The organism is Methylobacterium sp., from assembly GCF_028290105.1.
GTDB lineage: Bacteria > Pseudomonadota > Alphaproteobacteria > Rhizobiales > Beijerinckiaceae > Methylobacterium.
The window spans coordinates 43,934-59,756 of the sequence record NZ_JAQGKL010000231.1 but is presented as its reverse complement, the minus strand read 5'-3'; the positions used below and the strand labels follow the sequence as shown (position 1 = coordinate 59,756).

Genomic DNA, 15,823 nt, shown 5'->3' with positions numbered 1-15,823 from the left:
CATTCTTGCTGGACCTGCTCGGACCCTGATCTATGGGGCGCCGGACGGTCCGGCCGAGGTTTTTCCGTGTCGGGGGAAGCGGAGCATGGCGCGTAAGGCAGCGGCGACCCCGAAGGCCCCCGGCGCGACGGTGAAGGCGCCCCGGAAAGCGGCCCAGACCGCGGCCACGGCATCGAAAGCCGCCCCCGCGAAGCCGAAGCGCGTCTCGCGAAAGACCACGCCGACGCCCGAGACCCTCACCGAACTCGGGCTGAAGCGCCTGATCGGACTCGTGCTGGCCGAGACCGCCCGCAACCCCGGCTTCAAGAAACTGGTGACGGCGGCGGTGGCGAGCCTGCAGGGGCCGGACGCCGTCGCGGCCCTGATCGACCGGCGCCTCACCGCCCTCGAACGGGGCCAGGGCTACATCGACTGGCAGAAGCAGCGCGCCTTCGCCGCCGACCTCGACGCCATGCTCACCACCGTGGTGAACGAGCTCGCGACGCTCGACCCCGGCTCGGGCCTCGAGCGGCTGATCCGTTTCCTCGGGGGAGCCGGGGACGTGCTGGGACGGTCCGACGATTCGAGCGGCCGCATCCACGGCGTCTACGAGCGGGCCGCCGATGCCGCCGCCACGCTGATCGTGGACCTGACGGGCCCCGAGGCCGCCGCCATGTCCCTGCGCCTCGTGGCGCGGCTTGAGACGGACGGATACGGGCTGGTGGAACGCCTGCTCCACGACCTGATCCCGAGGCTGCCCGAGGCAACGCTGGCACCGCTGGATGCGGCACTGAGCGCGGCGACGCCCCCGCGCCCCGACGCCGCGGGGCGCGAGCAGGACTGGCGCGCGGAGGCCGAGCGCTCTCGCCTCGTGCGGATGCGCCAGGCGCTCGCCGACCGCACCGGCGACGTCGACGCCTTCATCGACCTCGAGACCGAACGCGCCTCCGGCTCCCCGAACGGCGTGCCGATCGCCGAGCGTCTCCTCGCGGCGGGACGGGCGGGGGAAGCCCTCGCCTGGGTTCGACGGCCGCAGGCGCGCAGCGCCCGCATCGTCACGCACGAGGACTTGGTCTTCGGAGCGTTCGACACATCGGCGCCCGAGCGTGCGCGCGCCGCGCTGGAGGTCCGCATCCTGGACGCCCTTGGCGAAACCGAGACCGCGCAGGCGCTGCGCTGGCGCCAGTTCGAGGCCTACCTCGACCGCGACATGCTGCGCGCCTACCTCGCCAAGCTGCCGGATTTCGAGGACGACGCGGCCCTGGACCGGGCTTTCGCGGTGGTCGAAGCCCATCCCGACCGCTACCGGGCGCTCGCCTTCTTCACGCATTGGCCGCACCCCGCCCGCGCGGCCCGCCTCGTGGCGGCCCATCGCGGCAGCTGGGACGGCGGGCGCTACGAGATCCTGGCGCCCGCCGCCGAGGCCCTGGAACGCACCGAGGCCCGGGCGGCCACCGATCTCTACCGCCTCCTGATCGACGCGATCCTGGAGCGTAGCCGGACCAGTGCCTACGGCTACGCCGCGCGCTACCTGACCGCCCTCGGCCACTTGGCCGGTCACTTGGAGCCGGGAAGCATCAGCCCCGACCCGCAGGAATACCGCGAAGGTCTGCGCCGCAGGCACGGGCGGAAGGCGGCGTTCTGGGGCCAGGTCCGGGATTGACCGTCGGGGGCAGCGGGGCTCGTTCAGATCCCTTCGATCGGATCGACCCGGTCCGGATAGAACGCCAGATAGCCCGCGATGGCCGCCACCGCCGGATAGGGCTCGGCATAGCTCCAGACCGCGTCCGGCCGCGTCGCATCCGGCGTGGTCAGGCTGAAATAGGATGCATCGCCCTTGTACGGGCAGTGGCTGCGCCGGGTGCTCGCGGCGAAATGTTCCCAGCGCGCGTCGCCACGGGGAATGTAGAGGACGGGCAGATACGCGGCCTCGGTCAGGACCAGGGCCGCCTCGGTCTCCGCCAGGAGCGTGCCGGCCAGCCGGACGCGGATGCGCCCGTGATGCGGCGCGATGTGGATCGGATGATCCGGTCCGGGCTCTTTCATGGTGTCTCTCCCTTCGAGTTCCGCTCGGTGGTGTTCAGTGCGTCGGCGAGGCGTGTCTGCGCGGAGCCGGGCTTCAGCGGCTTCTGCTGGCTCTCGTGGGGGGCCCAGCCGGAGAGCCAGAGGATCTCGAAGCTGGCGCGCAGGCGCCCATCCGCATCGGCGAAGCGCTCGGCGTAGAGGGCGGCGGCGCGCATCAGCGTCGCCCGGCGCAGGGGGGTCCGCCGTCGCTCGGTCAACACGTTGGTGAGCCCCATGGCGCGCAGGTCGCGCATCAGCGCGAAGGGGTCGGGATAACGCACCGTGAGCGTCTCCACATCCGTCACCGGTAAAGCAAAGCCGGCGCGCTGGAGCAGGCCCCCCATCTCGCGCACCTCCGCGAAGGGCGCCACGCGCGGACTGATGCCGCCCTCGACCTCGCTCTCGGCCTCGCCGAAGGCCTGACGCAACTCGGTGAGGGTGCGACCGCCGAGGAGGCAGCCGATGAACAGGCCGTCCGGACGCAGGGCGCGGCGCACCTGCGCCAGGGTCCCGGGCAGGTCGTTCACGTGCTGCAGGGCGAGCAGCGAGACCGCCAGATCGAAGCCTTGAGCCGGCAGCGGCAGTGCTTCGGGGTCGGCCAGGGCGGCGCCGGGCTCCATCAGCGGCGACAGGCGCAGGACCCGTTCCGCCCGGCCGCTCACGCGCAGGCGCTGCGCCGCCAGGGGCGACGGCGTCGCGAGATCGACGGCCATGGGAAAGCTGCGCAAAACCGCCCCGAGGCGGTCGTCGAGGTCGTCCACCACCCGGCGCAGCAGGAAATCGGCGTAGCCGGCCCGGTGGGCGCGGGCGAGGCGGCGGCGGGCGAGGCTTGTGTCGAAGAGCGGGGGCGGCGTCATCACGCCGTTAGATGGCGCGCGGCGGCGGGCCGCGCCAGCACCCGGAACGCGAAAGCGCCCCTGTGTGTTGAGGCGTCGGGATTTCATTTGTGAACCCGGAGATCGATATCATGAAAGCCATTCTGTTCGGCACCGCCCTTACCCTCGCGGGTCTTTCCCTCAGCCCGACGGGCGCCGAGGCCAAGGGCTGCATCAAGGGCGCGATCGTCGGCGGCCTGGCGGGTCACGTGGCCGGGCACGGCGTGCTCGGTGCGGCGGCGGGCTGCGCCGTCGGGCGTCACCAGGCGAACAAGCGCGACCGCCAGCAGAATCAGGATCAGGCGCAACCGGCGCGCTGAGGGCCGCCGCACGACGTCTCTTTAAGACGTCGCCTTCCCTCCTGATGGGCGGTAGGGTTGGCTCTCATGGCTCCCGCCGCTCGCTTCAGCTACGCAGCCCTCCGCAGACTCGGGCGGGGGGCGTTGGCCCTGGTCTACCCGCCGACCTGCTCCGGCTGCGGCGGCGCCATCGCCGATCCCCACGCCCTCTGCCCGGCCTGCTGGTCGGGCCTGCGGCTGATCGAGCGACCCTACTGCCAGCGCCTCGGCACGCCCTTCGGTGTCGACCACGGCACCGGCATCCTGCTCTCGGCCCGCGCCATCGCGGATCCCCCCGTCTTCGCGCGCGCCAGGGCCGTCGCCCTCTACGAGGGCGGGGCCCGCGACCTCGTGCACCGGCTCAAATACGAAGACCGGCTCGACCTTGCCGCCGTGCTGGCACGGATGATGGCAGGCGCCGGATCGGAGCTTCTCGGCGAAGCCGACTGCCTCGTGCCGGTGCCGTTGCATCGCTTCCGCCTGTGGCGCCGACGTTTCAACCAAGCGGCCCTCTTGGCGAACCGCATCGGCCGGATCGCGGGACGGCCGAGCGAGCCCGGCTACCTGAAACGCGTGAAGGCCACCCGCTCGCAGGTGGGTCTGAGCCGGGTGGGGCGCGCGACGAACCTCCAGGGCGCCTTCCGGGTGCCGGCGGCGGCGCGCGGCGCCCTTCAGGGCCGCCGTATCCTGCTCATCGATGATGTGATGACCACGGGCGCCACCGCGAACGCGGCCTCCCGCGTGCTCCTACGCGGCGGCGCCGCGTCCGTCGACGTGCTCACCTTCGCCCTCGTCTCGGGCGAGGCGGCCTGATCCGGTGACCGAGAAGGGGGGCCATCCAGGCCCCCGCTCGAACAGTCTCCGATAGGTTGAGCCGGTCAGGCGGTGATCGGGTCGAGCCCGCGGGCATTGTCGCTGGCCGGGCTGGCCGGCGTGAGCACCTTGCCGCGCGGCCCGACCCAGGTCCCCACCCACCTGCGCTGCCAGACGAGGAGGCAGACGAGCACCACGGCCGCGAAGATCGCGTAACCGACGAAACCGTAGGCGAAGGAGCCGGTATACTGCTTCGACAGCCCCATCACGTTCGGCAGGATCGCGCCGCCCAGCGCCCCGACCTCGCCGATCATGGAGCCCGCCACCGCCGTGTTGGCCGGCCAGCGCAGGGGCACGAGTTGGAACAGGGCGCCGTTGCCGGCCCCGAGTGCCGCAAAGCAGAGCATGAACAGCGCCGTGGTGATGACCAGCGACGGTGTCGCGGTGAGGAGTAGGAAGGACCCGACCGCCGCGAGCAGCACCACGGAGAGGACCAGGATGCCGCCGATCCGGTCGGCGAAGTAGCCGCCGACGACGCGGATGCCCGAGCCCATCAGGGCGGCCAGCATGGTGAGGCGCCCGGCCTCGACCTTCGTCACCGCGAACTGCTCGTAGAAGAAGGTCGGCAGGAAGTTCGACAGGCCGATGAAGCCGCCGAAGGTGATGATGTAGATCAGGTTGAACGACCAGCCGTCCTTCTGGAACAGGCAGGAGATGTGCTCCTTGAAGGACTGGTGCTCGGCGTCCGGCGGCTCCTTGGCGAAGACGATCATGACGATGAGCGGGATCGCCATGACGCAGCCGGCAAAGCCGTACACGGTCTGCCAGCCATAGGCCTGGGCCAGCGGGGGCGCGAACAGCACTGCGAGCACGGTGCCGGAATTGCCGGCGCCCGCGATACCCATCGCCAGGCCCTTGTGCTCCTTCGGGAACCAGCCCGAGCCCAGGGAGAGGGCGACGCCGAACGAGGCACCGGCGATGCCGAGCAGCACGCCCATGGCGAGCACCTCGTCATAGGTGTTCACGTAGAAGAAGCCGAAGGCCATCGCGAGCATGATGATGCTCATCTCGGCGATCGCGGCGTTCTTGCGCCCGATATACTGGGCGAGAATACCCAGCGGAAACCGCATGATCGCGCCGGCCAGGATCGGCAGCGAGATCATGAACCCGGTCTGGGCCGGGCTGAGCTTGTAGGTCTCGGTGATGAACGGGCCCATCGCGCCGTTCAGCACCCAGATCGCGAAGCAGAAATCGAAGTAGAGGAACGCGGCGAACAGGGTCGGGGGGTGACCGGATTTCATCACGGTCTTGAAGCTGGCCATGGAGTGCGTCTCGAGGTTCGCAGCCGCGCGGCGGCCGCTCGTGCCAAGGGATCCGGACTCACGCCGTCCGCGTTGCGAAGCGCCTTTGCTCCGCGCGCCGCTCCATCGAGCGACACCGGCCGGGTAGCACCATCCGTGCCAGTCGATCCGAAGGGCCTGCGCTCTCGGATATACCGCCGACGCCGCGGGGCCGCCTGCCGAGGAAAGCGGCAGCGCTCAAGAATGAGGCTCGCGAAACCGTCGATCGATCCGGCGGCCTCGCGCGGGGCCTTCGTCCGAGCGCGGCCGTTTGAATGGTGCCGCAGCGTCGACGACGCCAATTGCGCGGGTAGTCGTCACCGTTCGTCCACGATGTTCTTCGAGAGAACGCACGCAGCAAGGCCGTCGTCGGGCTGGAAAATACAATCTTAACGCGGAGGTTTCCAATCTTCCGCCTCCCGACGGCGAGCCCTGCAAAGATGTCGATCCCCTGCCAAGAACCCCGATCGGCACCGATCCGCTGGATGATGGATGTCGGCGCCGAATTGACGCCTGAAATCAGGCAGCGCCTCTTCTCTGGATTGTTCACCTCGGTGGCGGCACTTGTGGTCGGCGCCTGCAACACCGTGATCATCGCGCTGATCGCCTACATCCGCTCCGGCAACCTCCTGTTCCTGGGCATCGCCGCGATGGACGCGGGCCTCCTGGCTTTACGGCTGCGATGCCTGCGCCGGCCGCAGGAGCCGTCCGACCTACTCTTTGCCAGCGGCCTGCTCTGGACGATGTTGCAGGGGATCACGATCGTTCTCATCGTCGTTGCGGGCGACATGCCAATGATGATCGTGGCACTGGCCTCGGGGCTCGGCGCCGTCGGGGGCATCATCGGGCGCAATTTCGCAGCACCGCGCTACGCCTTGGCGCAGACCAACATCATCGATCTCAGCTTCAAGGTGAGCTTCGCCTGCATCGCCCCGGAGTTCATCCCGCTCCTCGTGATCCAGAGCGTGATCTTCGTGGTGATCAATGTCAGCCTCATCCGGCAGCAGCGCGCCACGATGATCCGTGCCCTGACGGCCGAGGTCGAGAGCCGGAAGCAATCGAGCATCGACCCGCTCACCAAGCTCCTCAACCGGCGCGGCCTCGACGAGGCGTTCGCGCGCGAGGGTCAGGCGGACGGGACGGTGGCGCTGTTCTACCTCGACCTCGACGGCTTCAAGCAGGTCAACGACCGACTCGGACACGCGGCCGGGGATTTCCTGCTGCTCCAGGTCGGCGAACGCCTCGGCCAGAGCTGCGACCCCTCCGCCGCGATCTGCCGGTTGGGCGGCGACGAATTCCTCGTCCTGACCGCGTTGACGGACGAGCGCGCGATGCAGGCTTTGGGCATCAAGCTCGTGAAGGCGCTGTCGCTTCCCTACCAGATCGAGGATTCGGTCCTGGCCAGTATCGGGGTCAGCGTCGGGATCGCCTTCGGGGTCCGCCAGCGCACGACCCTGGCGACGTTGATGGCCCGGGCGGATGAAGCCCTTTACGGCGCCAAGCTCCAGGGAAAGGGGCGCTGCGTCCTGTATCGCGGCGGATCGAACGATACGACGACGCCCCCGGACCTGGCCCTGGCGAGCTGACCGGTCTCGACGACTGCCCTCAGGTATCGGCCTGGAAGGCCGCCAGCGGCGCGGCGATGGCGCAGGTGACGCCATCCGGAGGGAATGCGAGCGCGATGGTGCCGCCAACCTGACCCGCGAGGCCCCGCTCGATGAAGCGCGAGCCGAAGCCCTTGCGCGCGGGGCTCACCACCGGCGGTCCGCCGATCTCGGCCCATGAAAAGACGAGGTGGGGCTCGTCGGCTTCCTCGCGCACGTCCCACCGGATGGCGACGTGGCCGGCATCTTCCGAGAGCGCCCCGTACTTGGCCGCGTTGGTGGCGAGTTCGTGCAGCATCAGCGCCAGCGACAGGGCGGGCTTGGCGCCGATCTCCAGATCCGGACCATCGAGGTGGAAGCGACCGGGCCGGTCCTCGTGCAGCTTGAGCGCGCCGCGCACCACGGGCCCGATCAGCGTGCTGCCGAGTGCTCCGCCCATCAGGAGGTCGTGAGCCTGGCCCAGAGCGATGAGACGGCCGGCAAGCACCTCCTTGGCGGTGTCGACGTCGACGGCCGAGCGCATGGTCTGCGTCGCGATCGACTGCACCATCGCCAGCAGGTTCTTCATGCGGTGGCTGAGCTCGCGGTTGACGAGTTCCTGCTGCTCCTCCGCGCGCAGCCGGGCCACGGCGGCGCGGGTGCGGTCGACGACGTTGCGCACGAAGTCGAGGATCTCGGGTGTCCAGTTGCGCCGCTTGGCATCGTGCAGGCAGAACACCGCCACCAATTGCCCGCGCTCCATCAGGGGCAGGTTGATCACGGTGCGCACGTCGAGGGCACGAAAACCGTTCGGCTGGCCGGCGGTGCGCGGGTCCTGCTCCACGTCGGCGATGACGACGTCCCGGCCCTCGCGGAGCTCGGGTAGGTACGAGCCATAATCGGCATAGAGATGCCGGCCGACGAGGCTCGGCACGTCGGGCAAGGTCCAGTCCCGGACAATGTCGAGATACTCGCCCGTCCGGTCGAGGGTCCCGTAGGCCGCCCGGGTCAGCCCGAGGGTGCGGCCCGCGATTTCGGCCGCCGCGAAGGCCATCTCGTCCGGGTCCTGCAGCGCGCGCAGGCGCTCGCCGAGTTCGACGAGGGCGGCCTGGCGCTCCTCGGCGCGCTTTCGGTCGGTGATATCCACCGAGGCGCCGGGAAAGCGCAGCGGCGTGCCGTCGGCGGCCCGCACGAGGCGCCCGCGCGCGATCACCCAGCGATGCGAGCCGTCCGGCTGGAGGATGCGGTACTCGCAGGCGAATTCCTCGGCGCCCGCGAAGAGGCGGTCGAGTTCGGCCTGGAACATCGGCATGTCATCGGGGTGGAAATTGCGGATGTACGCCTCGAGTGGCGCACCCGCGGCGGCGCGGTCCGGGTCGACGGTGTAGATCCGCGCGAAGTTCGCGTCGGCGTAGATGATGTTCTCGCGCAGGTCCCAGTCCCAGGTGCCGATCATGCCCGAGGCGTTGAGGGCGAGGGTCAGGCGCTCCTCGCTGCGGCGCAGGCGCGTGCTCGCGGCCCGGCGCTCGGTCACGTCGGTGAGCGTCAGCACCGCCCCCTGCACCACGCCGTCCTCGATGATCGGCGCATTGGTGGTGACGACGTCGATGGGGGTGCCGTCGCGGCGGAAGAAGGTGGTGGATCGCTCCCGCAGGGGCTCGCCGCTGCGCAGGGCCCGGACCACCTCGCAATCGCCACTCGGAAACGCCCGGCCATCGGCATGGTGGTGGTGGGCGGTCTCGTGGAGGTTGCGACCGATCAGGCCGCCCGGCGGCCAGCCGAGCATGGCCTCCGCCGCCGGGTTGGCGAAGGTGACGATGTCGTCGCGCGTGAGCCGGAACACCGCTTCGGTCAGGTGGTCGGTGACGGTCTGGAGCAGGGCCGTCTGCTTGAGCAGGGCTTCGTCCGCCTTGCGCTGGGCGGTGCGGTCGCGCAGGATCTTGAGATAGCCGATATGGGCGTCGTCCTCGCCCTTCAGGGGCATCATCTCGCCCATCGCCCAGAAGCGGGTTCCGTCCTTGCGCAGGTGCCAGCGCTCGTCGTTGGCCCGGCCGATCTCGCGGGCGATGCGCATCTCGCGCTCGGGCGTGCCGTTCTCCCGGTCGGCCTTCGTGAAGAACAGGTCGGCGGCCCGACCCAGCATCTCGGCCTCGCCCCAGCCGAGGATGCGCTCGGCCCCGACGTTCCAGCTCGTGACCAGCCCGTCGAGGTCCATGGCCACGATGCCGTAATCGATGGCGCTCTCGATGATCGCTTCGTTGCGCCGATCGGTCTCCCGACGCTCCCTGATCGTCCGGCGCAGGTCGAGTTCGGTCATCACCTGTCGTGCGAGCGTGCGCAGGATGAAGGCCTGCGCCTCCGTGAGGTCGCGCGGCCGGCTGTCGAGGACGCACAGGGTACCGAGGGCGACGCCCTCCGGCGTGCGCAGGGGCATGCCGGCGTAGAACCGGACGTGGGGGGCGCCGGTGACCAGGGGATTGCCTGCGGTGCGCGGGTCCCGGGTGGTGTCGGCGATGACGAAGAGGTCGTCCTGCTGCACGGCGTGGGCGCAGATCGATTCGCGCAGGCTCGTCTCGGGCCGCTCGAACCCGACGCGGGCCTTGAACCACTGACGGTCGACGTCCACCAGCGAGATCAGCGAGACCGGCATTTCGAGGAGCATCGACGCGAGCTTGACGATATCGTCGAACGCGCCCTCCGGAGCCGTGTCGAGGACGCCGTAGCGGGCCAAGGCCTTGCGTCGCGGGTCGGTTTCGTCGCTCGTGCTCAATCGCCCCTCCGGCCGCGGTCGCTCCGGCGCATCGGCGGGACAGACGGACGTCCGACCGATCCCCCATCGGACGCATGGCCAAGCCACCTGTACCTAAAGGTGGGCGGATTGCCTAACGTGCAACCGCCGCACGGCTTGCGCTTTTCACAAGCGCATGCGCGGCCCGGGACATCAGCGCCCGAAGAGCGAGCGGATCGACGCGGCCTTTCCGGACGTCCCGCGCCGTGACCTCGTCCATTACACCCGACCACCCGTATGGCGACGATGCGCCAACGGACATCCGGATGCCCGTCACGTCTTCCCGTCGGCCCCGCGACACCTTTGGTTGTGGCGCCGACACAAAAACCTCAGCGACACACCGTGATGGTGCGCACGACCCAGCCCTCGCTCGGATTCCAGAGTTTGCGCCGGCTGCGCTGGCAGGCTGCATTCTCCGGCTCGCTGGAGGTCCAGGTGGTGTCGGGAATGGGCGGCGCCGGCGGACGCGCAGCCGGGCTTTGCCCCGCCCGCGCCTCACCCGGCGTCGCGCCGAGAATCAGCAAGGCCGCGAACGCCAGACGGCGCGCGCGGAAAGAGGGACGCGGAGGGACCGGCACGGGTCGCGTTCCATATCTTGGAGTGTGGGGGGCCCCGACGGGCCGTCATCTATGTCGGCACGGCCCCGACTTTTGCAACCGCCTTGCAACCGCTTCGACGTGCTGCCCCACACCTTAGCGCCGACATGGTGAATACGCGGGGGATCTTCCCGGGCTTGCTTCCGACTTTACCCGCAAAGTTGTGCTCGCCGTGCATCGCAGACGAGCTTTGGTGCCGGCGCAATGCTGATCAATCATCAACGTGACGTGACGTGCGGGGATTGACTTGCTAGGTCCGCCTCACGTCATCCACGTCCACGACGACTTCTCGAGCAACTGTCCATGTCCGAAACGACCCGCCGCACGCTTCTCACGGGAGCGACCACGACCCTCGCGCTCCTCACGCCCATCGGCTCCGCCCTCGCGCAGGCGCGTGGTCCCTTCGACGACGGCATCGACGCCGACGTCCCCTACGACGACGAGCGTCTCTACCGGGACGAGATGGGCCGGCTCTACCGTCGGCGCGGCGGTCAGTACGTGCCCTATTCGGAGCGCGGCGCCGATCGCAACCTGGACCGCATGGGCGCTCAGCGCGGCCGGGCGCCCGATCCGGATGCCGACGTCTACGCGCCGCGTCAGGTCCCGCCGGCCTCGGCCCAGCAGGCGGCGCCCGCCAAGCCCATCGACAACGGTCCGATCGACTACAATCGCGCCTACGCGGCGATCACCGACGAGCCGTTCCCGGTCTACGCCTTCAACTGGCGCAAGACGAACCCGTCCTTCCTGCGCCAGGAAATCGCCTACACGGGCTCGGAGCCCCCGGGCACCATCGTGATCGACCCGCGCGCGCACCACCTCGTCCTGGTCCAGCCCAACGGCCGGGCGCGGCGCTACGGCGTCGGCGTCGGCAAGCAGGGTTTCTCCTGGTCCGGTGCCTCGACGGTGAACTCGAAGCAGATGTGGCCTGACTGGTATCCGCCAAAGGAGATGATCGCCCGCACGCCGAAGCTGGCGAATTCCGTCTCGCAGCTCCAGAGCGGCCTCGGCGTTCCCGGCGGCTCGCACAACCCGCTCGGCGCACGCGCCCATTATCTCTGGCAGGGCAACAAGGACACGCTATACCGCATCCACGGCACCCTGGAGCCGGATTCGATCGGCAAGAGCGTCTCGTCGGGCTGCATCCGGATGATCAACCAGGACGTGATCGACCTCTACGGCCGCGTCGAGATCGGCAGCCGCGTGGTGGTGCTGAGCTAAAAAATTCAGCTCCCTCTCCCGTTGGCGGGCGAGGGAGCTGACTATGGAAAAGCCTGTGACTTCCCGATGCGGGCGCGGGCGGCTCAGACCTCCGTGATCTCGCCTTCGCGCACGGCGCGCTCGGTGGAGCCTGACTTGATGCGGTAGAACGGTTCGCCGGTCTGATCCTCGGGGACGAGACGCACGACCTCGAAGACGTCGGTCGAATCGACCTTGCTCGCGGCGTAGCCGATCTGGGCCCGGCGCACGCGCTGGCCAATCTTGAACTTGTGGGACATGACAGGCGTCTCCGAAATCAATGTCGGACGCGCAGGGCGCGCCACGACGGGCAGCCGAATACGGCCAACCGAGAATGAGACGGGCTCTGTGGAACCCGTCTCGGATCTGAGCGCCGCGCGCTCAGGACGTGATGGCGCTCAGCGGCGCGCCTTGGCCTTGCGTGCGGCGTAACGCGCATCGCGCTGCGCCTTCTGCTCCAGACGCGCGGCCGCGGCCTGAGCGATCTTCTCCTCGGCGGAACGCGCTTCCTCAGCGGCGAGCCGCTCGCGCTCGGCCTCGGCCTCGGCAGCCCGCTGGGCTTCCGCCTCGAGCCGGGCCTGCTCCCGTGCGGCAACGCGGATTTCCCGCTCCCGCGCGATCTGGGCGCGCTCTGCCTTGCGAGCGACGACGACCGGATCATCTGCCGGCGGACGATCGCGGAAACGCGCCAGCGCGGCGGCGCGGGCTTCGTTAGCGGCCTTGAGGCGGTCGGTCATCGAGTTCGGGTTGAATTGGCTCACACAGAATCCTGTTATGCGGGAGGCCGCACGCGGCGCACGCTCCCCGAGAGTGATGAAGCGAAGATCAAGCCTCCCGGCTCACGGGAGACCTGAAACACAAGCAAGCCGCCTCCCTTCCGGGAAGCGGCTTTTGAAACGGACTGAGCTCCCTGAAGCGGGAGCCCGTCACGATCAGACGGTCTGGAGGCTGCCGGCGGACTGCTTGCCGCTGCGCTTGTCAGTTTCCATCTCGTACGAGACCTTCTGGCCTTCGGCGAGGCCACGAAGGCCGGCGCGCTCGACAGCCGAAATGTGCACGAACACGTCGTTGCCGCCGTTATCCGGCTGGATGAAACCGAAACCCTTAGTCTCGTTGAACCACTTAACAGTACCGACAGCCATCATATTCCTTCGCCCTTGCGGGCTTATTTGCCGGAGGTCCACGCGATCGTGCGCGGCCGTCTCCGTCATCGAACCAGAGCGGTACATCGAGGCCACCGACTTCTCACCGAAGTCAGATCCAACAAAGTCCGCCGCTGGGTTGATGACGTCTGTCTACCCGATGCCCGCCGATTTTGCAAACCGATTGTAAAGTCATCATCGGCCACCGGGCCGGGCCGCTGGCCGACGCGAAGACTTTCCTCCGGATCGGCTCGACCGTATGGCCCGGCGATTCGGGAGGACATTTGTCTCCCGGCCGACTTCCTCCCGGCGGATCGCGGCGTCGAAGGCCCCGGCACCGGTTCATCGCGCCCGCTCCTGAGGACGCCGACAACCGCACGCATCCGCGCGACGGGGCGGCGCTACAAGGCGAGCGACACCTTCACCACGCCGGGATCCTCCGTGTCCGGCCGCGCGGTGAAGCCGAGCTGCCGGCATACGGCGAGCATCGGCCGGTTCTCGCGCAGCACCGTGCCTTCCACCCGCGCCAGGCCTTCGATCTGCGCCCAGTCGATCATCAGACTCATGAGGGCGTGGCCGAGGCCGGTGCCCTTGCGATCGCCGTGGATGAGAATGGCGTACTCGCCGCTCCGGTGATTGGCGTCGGCGTGCAGGCGGACGGCGCCGAGCATCAGGCCGCTCGTCGCGTCGATGGCCACGAAGGCGATGGCGCGCGAGTAGTCGAGCTGCGTGAGCTTGGCCAGGAAGGCATGGTTGAAGTCGCGGACCGGCGCAAAGAAGCGCAGGCGCAGGTCCTCGGCACTGACGGACTGAAAGAAGGTGAGGAACAAGGCTTCGTCCTCGGGCCGCACCGGGCGCACCGTCACCGTTTCGCCCTTGAGGGTCAGCTGGCGTTCCCACTCCACCGGATAGGGCCGGATGGCGAAGCGCGGGTGAGAGGTGCCGCGCGCGCGCGCGCCCGCACTCTCGGGCGCCACCATCACGCGGGCGTCGAGGGCGAGCGCTCCGGTTTCGTCGGCGAGCAGCGGATTGATGTCGAGTTCGCGCACCTCCGGGCAATCGGCCGCCAGTTGCGCGAGCTTGACGAGAACCAGGGCGACCGCGTGCCGGTCCACCGCCGGTACGTCGCGGTAGGCCGCCAGCCGCCGCGCCACGCGGGTGCGGTCGATGAGATCGGAGGCGAGCCGCAGGTCCAGGGGCGGCAAGCCGAGCGCCCGGTCGTCGATGACCTCGACGGCGGTGCCGCCGCGCCCGAACACCACGACGGGTCCGAAGGTCGGATCCTCGGCCAGGCCCGCGATGAGTTCGCGCTGCTTGCCCCGCCGGATCATCGGCTGCACGGCAAAACCCGTGATGCGCGCATCCGGCGCGAGGCGGCGGGCCCGGGCGATGATGTCGGCGGCGGCCGCACGCACGTCGGCCTCACTGGTGAGGTCGAGGCGCACGCCTCCGACGTCGGATTTGTGCACGATGTCGGGGGAGACGACCTTCAGCGCCACCGCGCCCCCCGTGGCGATGATGCTCCAGGCGGCGGTGGCCGCCGCATCGATATCGGGGGCCAGCGTCAGCGGCACGCTGTCGATGCGGTAGGCGGCGAGCAGGTCCGACACCGCCACTGGGTCGAGCCAGGTCTGGCCGTCGCTCAAGGCGCGGGCCACGATGGCGCGGGCGGTCTCGACGTCGGGGGAGAAATCGCGGGGCAGCGAATCCGGCGTGCGCATCAGGTCGTCCTGTGCCTCGCGGTAGCGCACGAGGTGGAGGAAGCCTTCGACCGCATCGGAATCGGTGGCAAAGCGCGGGATGCCGGCTTCGGCCAGGCGGCTCGCGGCGTCGGCCTCCTCGCCGATCGTGACCGCGAAGACCGGCTTCTTGCGCCCGGTCTCCCGGCGCACTCGCGTCACCGTGTCGGCGATCGAGGCGGCGACCTCCGCGCTGTCCGAGCGCGCGGTGGGTACGTGTACCGCCAGGACCGCGTCGTTGCCGGAATCGGCGAGCAGGGGCGCCAGCGCGTCGGCATAGGCCTTGGGACCCGCAGCGACCCCGAGGTCCACCGGGTTGCCCAGGGCGCCGGCCGCCGCCAGCGTTCCGCCCTGGTCGGCGAGGTGGTCGGCCGCCAGCGCACCGATGCCGCGCCCGTTGCCGAGGATGGCGAGGCGCTGGCCGGGGAAGGGCCGCTGACGCCCGAGGGTCTCGACTGCGGAGAACATCGCATCGAGGCTGTCGACGGAGAGGAGGCCGGCCCGGCGGAAGGCGGCCTCGTAGACGGCATCGGGCCGGGCGAGCGCCCCCGTATGGGTGATGCTGCGGCGCGGCGACGCGCGATGCCGGCCGGCGCGAAGGATGACGACCGGCTTGGCGCGCGCCGCCGCGCGGGCGGCCGACATGAACTTGCGCGCGTCCACCACCACGTCGAGGGAGAGCAGGATCGCGCGGGTGCGGATGTCGGCGGCGAAGTGGTCGAGACAGTCGGCCACGTCGATGTCGCAGGCGATGCCGAGCGACAGGACGGCGGAGAAGCCGACGTCGCGCCGGGCTGCCCAGGCCACGATCCCGGCCGCGACCGTACCGGATTGCGAGACGAGGGCGAGGTCGCCGGCCTTCGGCGGTTGGGCGAGCAGGCTGGCGTCGAGGTGCGCGGCGGGCACCGCGAGGCCAATGCTGCCGGGGCCGAGTAGGCGCAAGCCGTGCCGGCGGGCCTCGGCCCGGGCCGCCTCGCAGACCGCCTCGGTGACGTCCGGCGTCAGGATGATCGCGGCGGCGGCGCCGCGTTGCCCGGCCAACGCCACCTGGTCGGCAATCTCCGGCGCGGGCGTGGCCAGAACCACGAGGTCCGGCGCCTCCGGGAGGTCGGCGAGGCTCGCGACTTCGCCCGCCGCGGGGTCGGAGCCGATACACCGCACGATGCCTGGAAACCCGGCCCGACGCAGATTGGCCAATGCCGCCGCCGCGAGCCCATCGGGACCGTCCTCCAACCCCACGAGCGCGATGGCGCGGGGCGCGACCAGTGCTTCGAAGCGGTAGGTGCTCATCGAGCGGACGGCGTCATGGCTGGAAACTCCTGGGTCGAGA

14 protein-coding genes are annotated in these 15,823 nt (G+C 69.8%); 5 read left to right on the top strand and 9 right to left on the bottom strand.

The window, feature by feature from the left end; translation table 11 throughout:
- The first annotated feature begins 85 nt into the window (after positions 1-85).
- Positions 86-1,642, top strand: coding sequence for a DUF6880 family protein (locus JWQ05_RS16560; protein ID WP_299660548.1), 1,557 nt, complete (start codon positions 86-88; stop codon positions 1,640-1,642).
- Positions 1,643-1,665: 23 nt separating this feature from the next.
- Here the strand turns inward: JWQ05_RS16560 and JWQ05_RS16555 are convergent, their stop codons facing one another.
- Together JWQ05_RS16555 and JWQ05_RS16550 are read right to left on the bottom strand one after the other, a co-directional pair.
- A complete protein-coding gene (locus tag JWQ05_RS16555) occupies positions 1,666-2,025 on the bottom strand; it encodes a DUF427 domain-containing protein (protein WP_299660546.1) in 360 nt (119 codons plus the stop codon).
- Positions 2,022-2,900 carry a methyltransferase domain-containing protein gene (locus JWQ05_RS16550; RefSeq protein ID WP_299660544.1) on the bottom strand — a complete coding sequence of 293 codons (879 nt, stop codon included), beginning with the start codon at positions 2,898-2,900 and terminating at the stop codon, positions 2,022-2,024. The genes JWQ05_RS16555 and JWQ05_RS16550 overlap by 4 nt, the downstream gene beginning before the upstream one ends.
- Before the next feature lie 110 nt (positions 2,901-3,010).
- On the opposite strand from JWQ05_RS16550, the gene JWQ05_RS16545 reads away from it, so the two are divergent.
- Both JWQ05_RS16545 and JWQ05_RS16540 read left to right on the top strand, forming a co-directional pair.
- Positions 3,011-3,238, top strand: coding sequence for a hypothetical protein (locus JWQ05_RS16545; RefSeq protein ID WP_299660562.1), 228 nt, complete (start codon positions 3,011-3,013; stop codon positions 3,236-3,238).
- Positions 3,239-3,304: 66 nt separating this feature from the next.
- The gene (locus JWQ05_RS16540; protein WP_299660543.1) at positions 3,305-4,069 is read left to right on the top strand and encodes a ComF family protein; all 765 of its coding nucleotides are present in this window, start codon (positions 3,305-3,307) and stop codon (positions 4,067-4,069) included.
- Positions 4,070-4,134: 65 nt separating this feature from the next.
- Here the strand turns inward: JWQ05_RS16540 and JWQ05_RS16535 are convergent, their stop codons facing one another.
- Complete coding sequence (locus JWQ05_RS16535) at positions 4,135-5,391, bottom strand: nitrate/nitrite transporter (protein ID WP_299660540.1); 1,257 nt, start codon at positions 5,389-5,391, stop codon at positions 4,135-4,137.
- 572 nt (positions 5,392-5,963) lie between these two features.
- On the opposite strand from JWQ05_RS16535, the gene JWQ05_RS16530 reads away from it, so the two are divergent.
- The gene (locus JWQ05_RS16530; protein WP_299660537.1) at positions 5,964-6,995 is read left to right on the top strand and encodes a GGDEF domain-containing protein; all 1,032 of its coding nucleotides are present in this window, start codon (positions 5,964-5,966) and stop codon (positions 6,993-6,995) included.
- A 19-nt stretch (positions 6,996-7,014) separates the two neighbouring features.
- On the opposite strand, the gene JWQ05_RS16525 is transcribed toward JWQ05_RS16530, so the two are convergent.
- Both JWQ05_RS16525 and JWQ05_RS16520 read right to left on the bottom strand, forming a co-directional pair.
- Positions 7,015-9,762: a PAS domain S-box protein gene (locus JWQ05_RS16525; RefSeq protein WP_299660535.1), complete on the bottom strand. Its 2,748-nt coding sequence runs from the start codon at positions 9,760-9,762 to the stop codon at positions 7,015-7,017.
- A 347-nt stretch (positions 9,763-10,109) separates the two neighbouring features.
- The gene (locus JWQ05_RS16520) at positions 10,110-10,304 is read right to left on the bottom strand and encodes a hypothetical protein (protein ID WP_299660533.1); all 195 of its coding nucleotides are present in this window, start codon (positions 10,302-10,304) and stop codon (positions 10,110-10,112) included.
- A 375-nt stretch (positions 10,305-10,679) separates the two neighbouring features.
- Here JWQ05_RS16520 and JWQ05_RS16515 point away from each other — a divergent pair, with 375 nt between their 5' ends.
- Positions 10,680-11,594 (top strand): L,D-transpeptidase, encoded by a 915-nt coding sequence (locus JWQ05_RS16515; RefSeq protein ID WP_299660531.1) that lies wholly within the window; start codon positions 10,680-10,682, stop codon positions 11,592-11,594.
- An 83-nt stretch (positions 11,595-11,677) separates the two neighbouring features.
- On the opposite strand, the gene JWQ05_RS16510 is transcribed toward JWQ05_RS16515, so the two are convergent.
- The 4 genes from JWQ05_RS16510 to JWQ05_RS16495 all read right to left on the bottom strand — a co-directional run bounded on the left by JWQ05_RS16510 (position 11,678) and on the right by JWQ05_RS16495 (position 15,783).
- Positions 11,678-11,872, bottom strand: coding sequence for a hypothetical protein (locus JWQ05_RS16510; protein ID WP_299660528.1), 195 nt, complete (start codon positions 11,870-11,872; stop codon positions 11,678-11,680).
- Between the two features lie 138 nt (positions 11,873-12,010).
- Positions 12,011-12,373, bottom strand: a complete 363-nt coding sequence (locus JWQ05_RS16505) for a DUF6481 family protein (RefSeq protein ID WP_299660524.1) — start codon at positions 12,371-12,373, stop codon at positions 12,011-12,013.
- 171 nt (positions 12,374-12,544) lie between these two features.
- Positions 12,545-12,754, bottom strand: a complete 210-nt coding sequence (locus JWQ05_RS16500; RefSeq protein ID WP_238275572.1) for a cold-shock protein — start codon at positions 12,752-12,754, stop codon at positions 12,545-12,547.
- Between the two features lie 401 nt (positions 12,755-13,155).
- On the bottom strand, positions 13,156-15,783 hold the full coding sequence (locus tag JWQ05_RS16495; protein WP_299660521.1) for a bifunctional acetate--CoA ligase family protein/GNAT family N-acetyltransferase: 2,628 nt from the start codon (positions 15,781-15,783) through the stop codon (positions 13,156-13,158).
- Between the last annotated feature and the right edge of the window lie 40 nt (positions 15,784-15,823).

What these genes read in the sequence shown, in the direction of transcription:
- JWQ05_RS16495 (WP_299660521.1), bottom strand. Translation starts at nt 15,783, where the DNA reads ATGAGCACCTACCGCTTCGAAGCACTGGTCGCGCCCCGCGCCATCGCG.
- JWQ05_RS16540 (WP_299660543.1), top strand. Translation starts at nt 3,305, where the DNA reads ATGGCTCCCGCCGCTCGCTTCAGCTACGCAGCCCTCCGCAGACTCGGG.
- JWQ05_RS16560 (WP_299660548.1), top strand. Translation starts at nt 86, where the DNA reads ATGGCGCGTAAGGCAGCGGCGACCCCGAAGGCCCCCGGCGCGACGGTG.
- JWQ05_RS16500 (WP_238275572.1), bottom strand. Translation starts at nt 12,754, where the DNA reads ATGGCTGTCGGTACTGTTAAGTGGTTCAACGAGACTAAGGGTTTCGGT.
- JWQ05_RS16550 (WP_299660544.1), bottom strand. Translation starts at nt 2,900, where the DNA reads ATGACGCCGCCCCCGCTCTTCGACACAAGCCTCGCCCGCCGCCGCCTC.
- JWQ05_RS16515 (WP_299660531.1), top strand. Translation starts at nt 10,680, where the DNA reads ATGTCCGAAACGACCCGCCGCACGCTTCTCACGGGAGCGACCACGACC.
- JWQ05_RS16535 (WP_299660540.1), bottom strand. Translation starts at nt 5,391, where the DNA reads ATGGCCAGCTTCAAGACCGTGATGAAATCCGGTCACCCCCCGACCCTG.
- JWQ05_RS16510 (WP_299660528.1), bottom strand. Translation starts at nt 11,872, where the DNA reads ATGTCCCACAAGTTCAAGATTGGCCAGCGCGTGCGCCGGGCCCAGATC.
- JWQ05_RS16555 (WP_299660546.1), bottom strand. Translation starts at nt 2,025, where the DNA reads ATGAAAGAGCCCGGACCGGATCATCCGATCCACATCGCGCCGCATCAC.
- JWQ05_RS16545 (WP_299660562.1), top strand. Translation starts at nt 3,011, where the DNA reads ATGAAAGCCATTCTGTTCGGCACCGCCCTTACCCTCGCGGGTCTTTCC.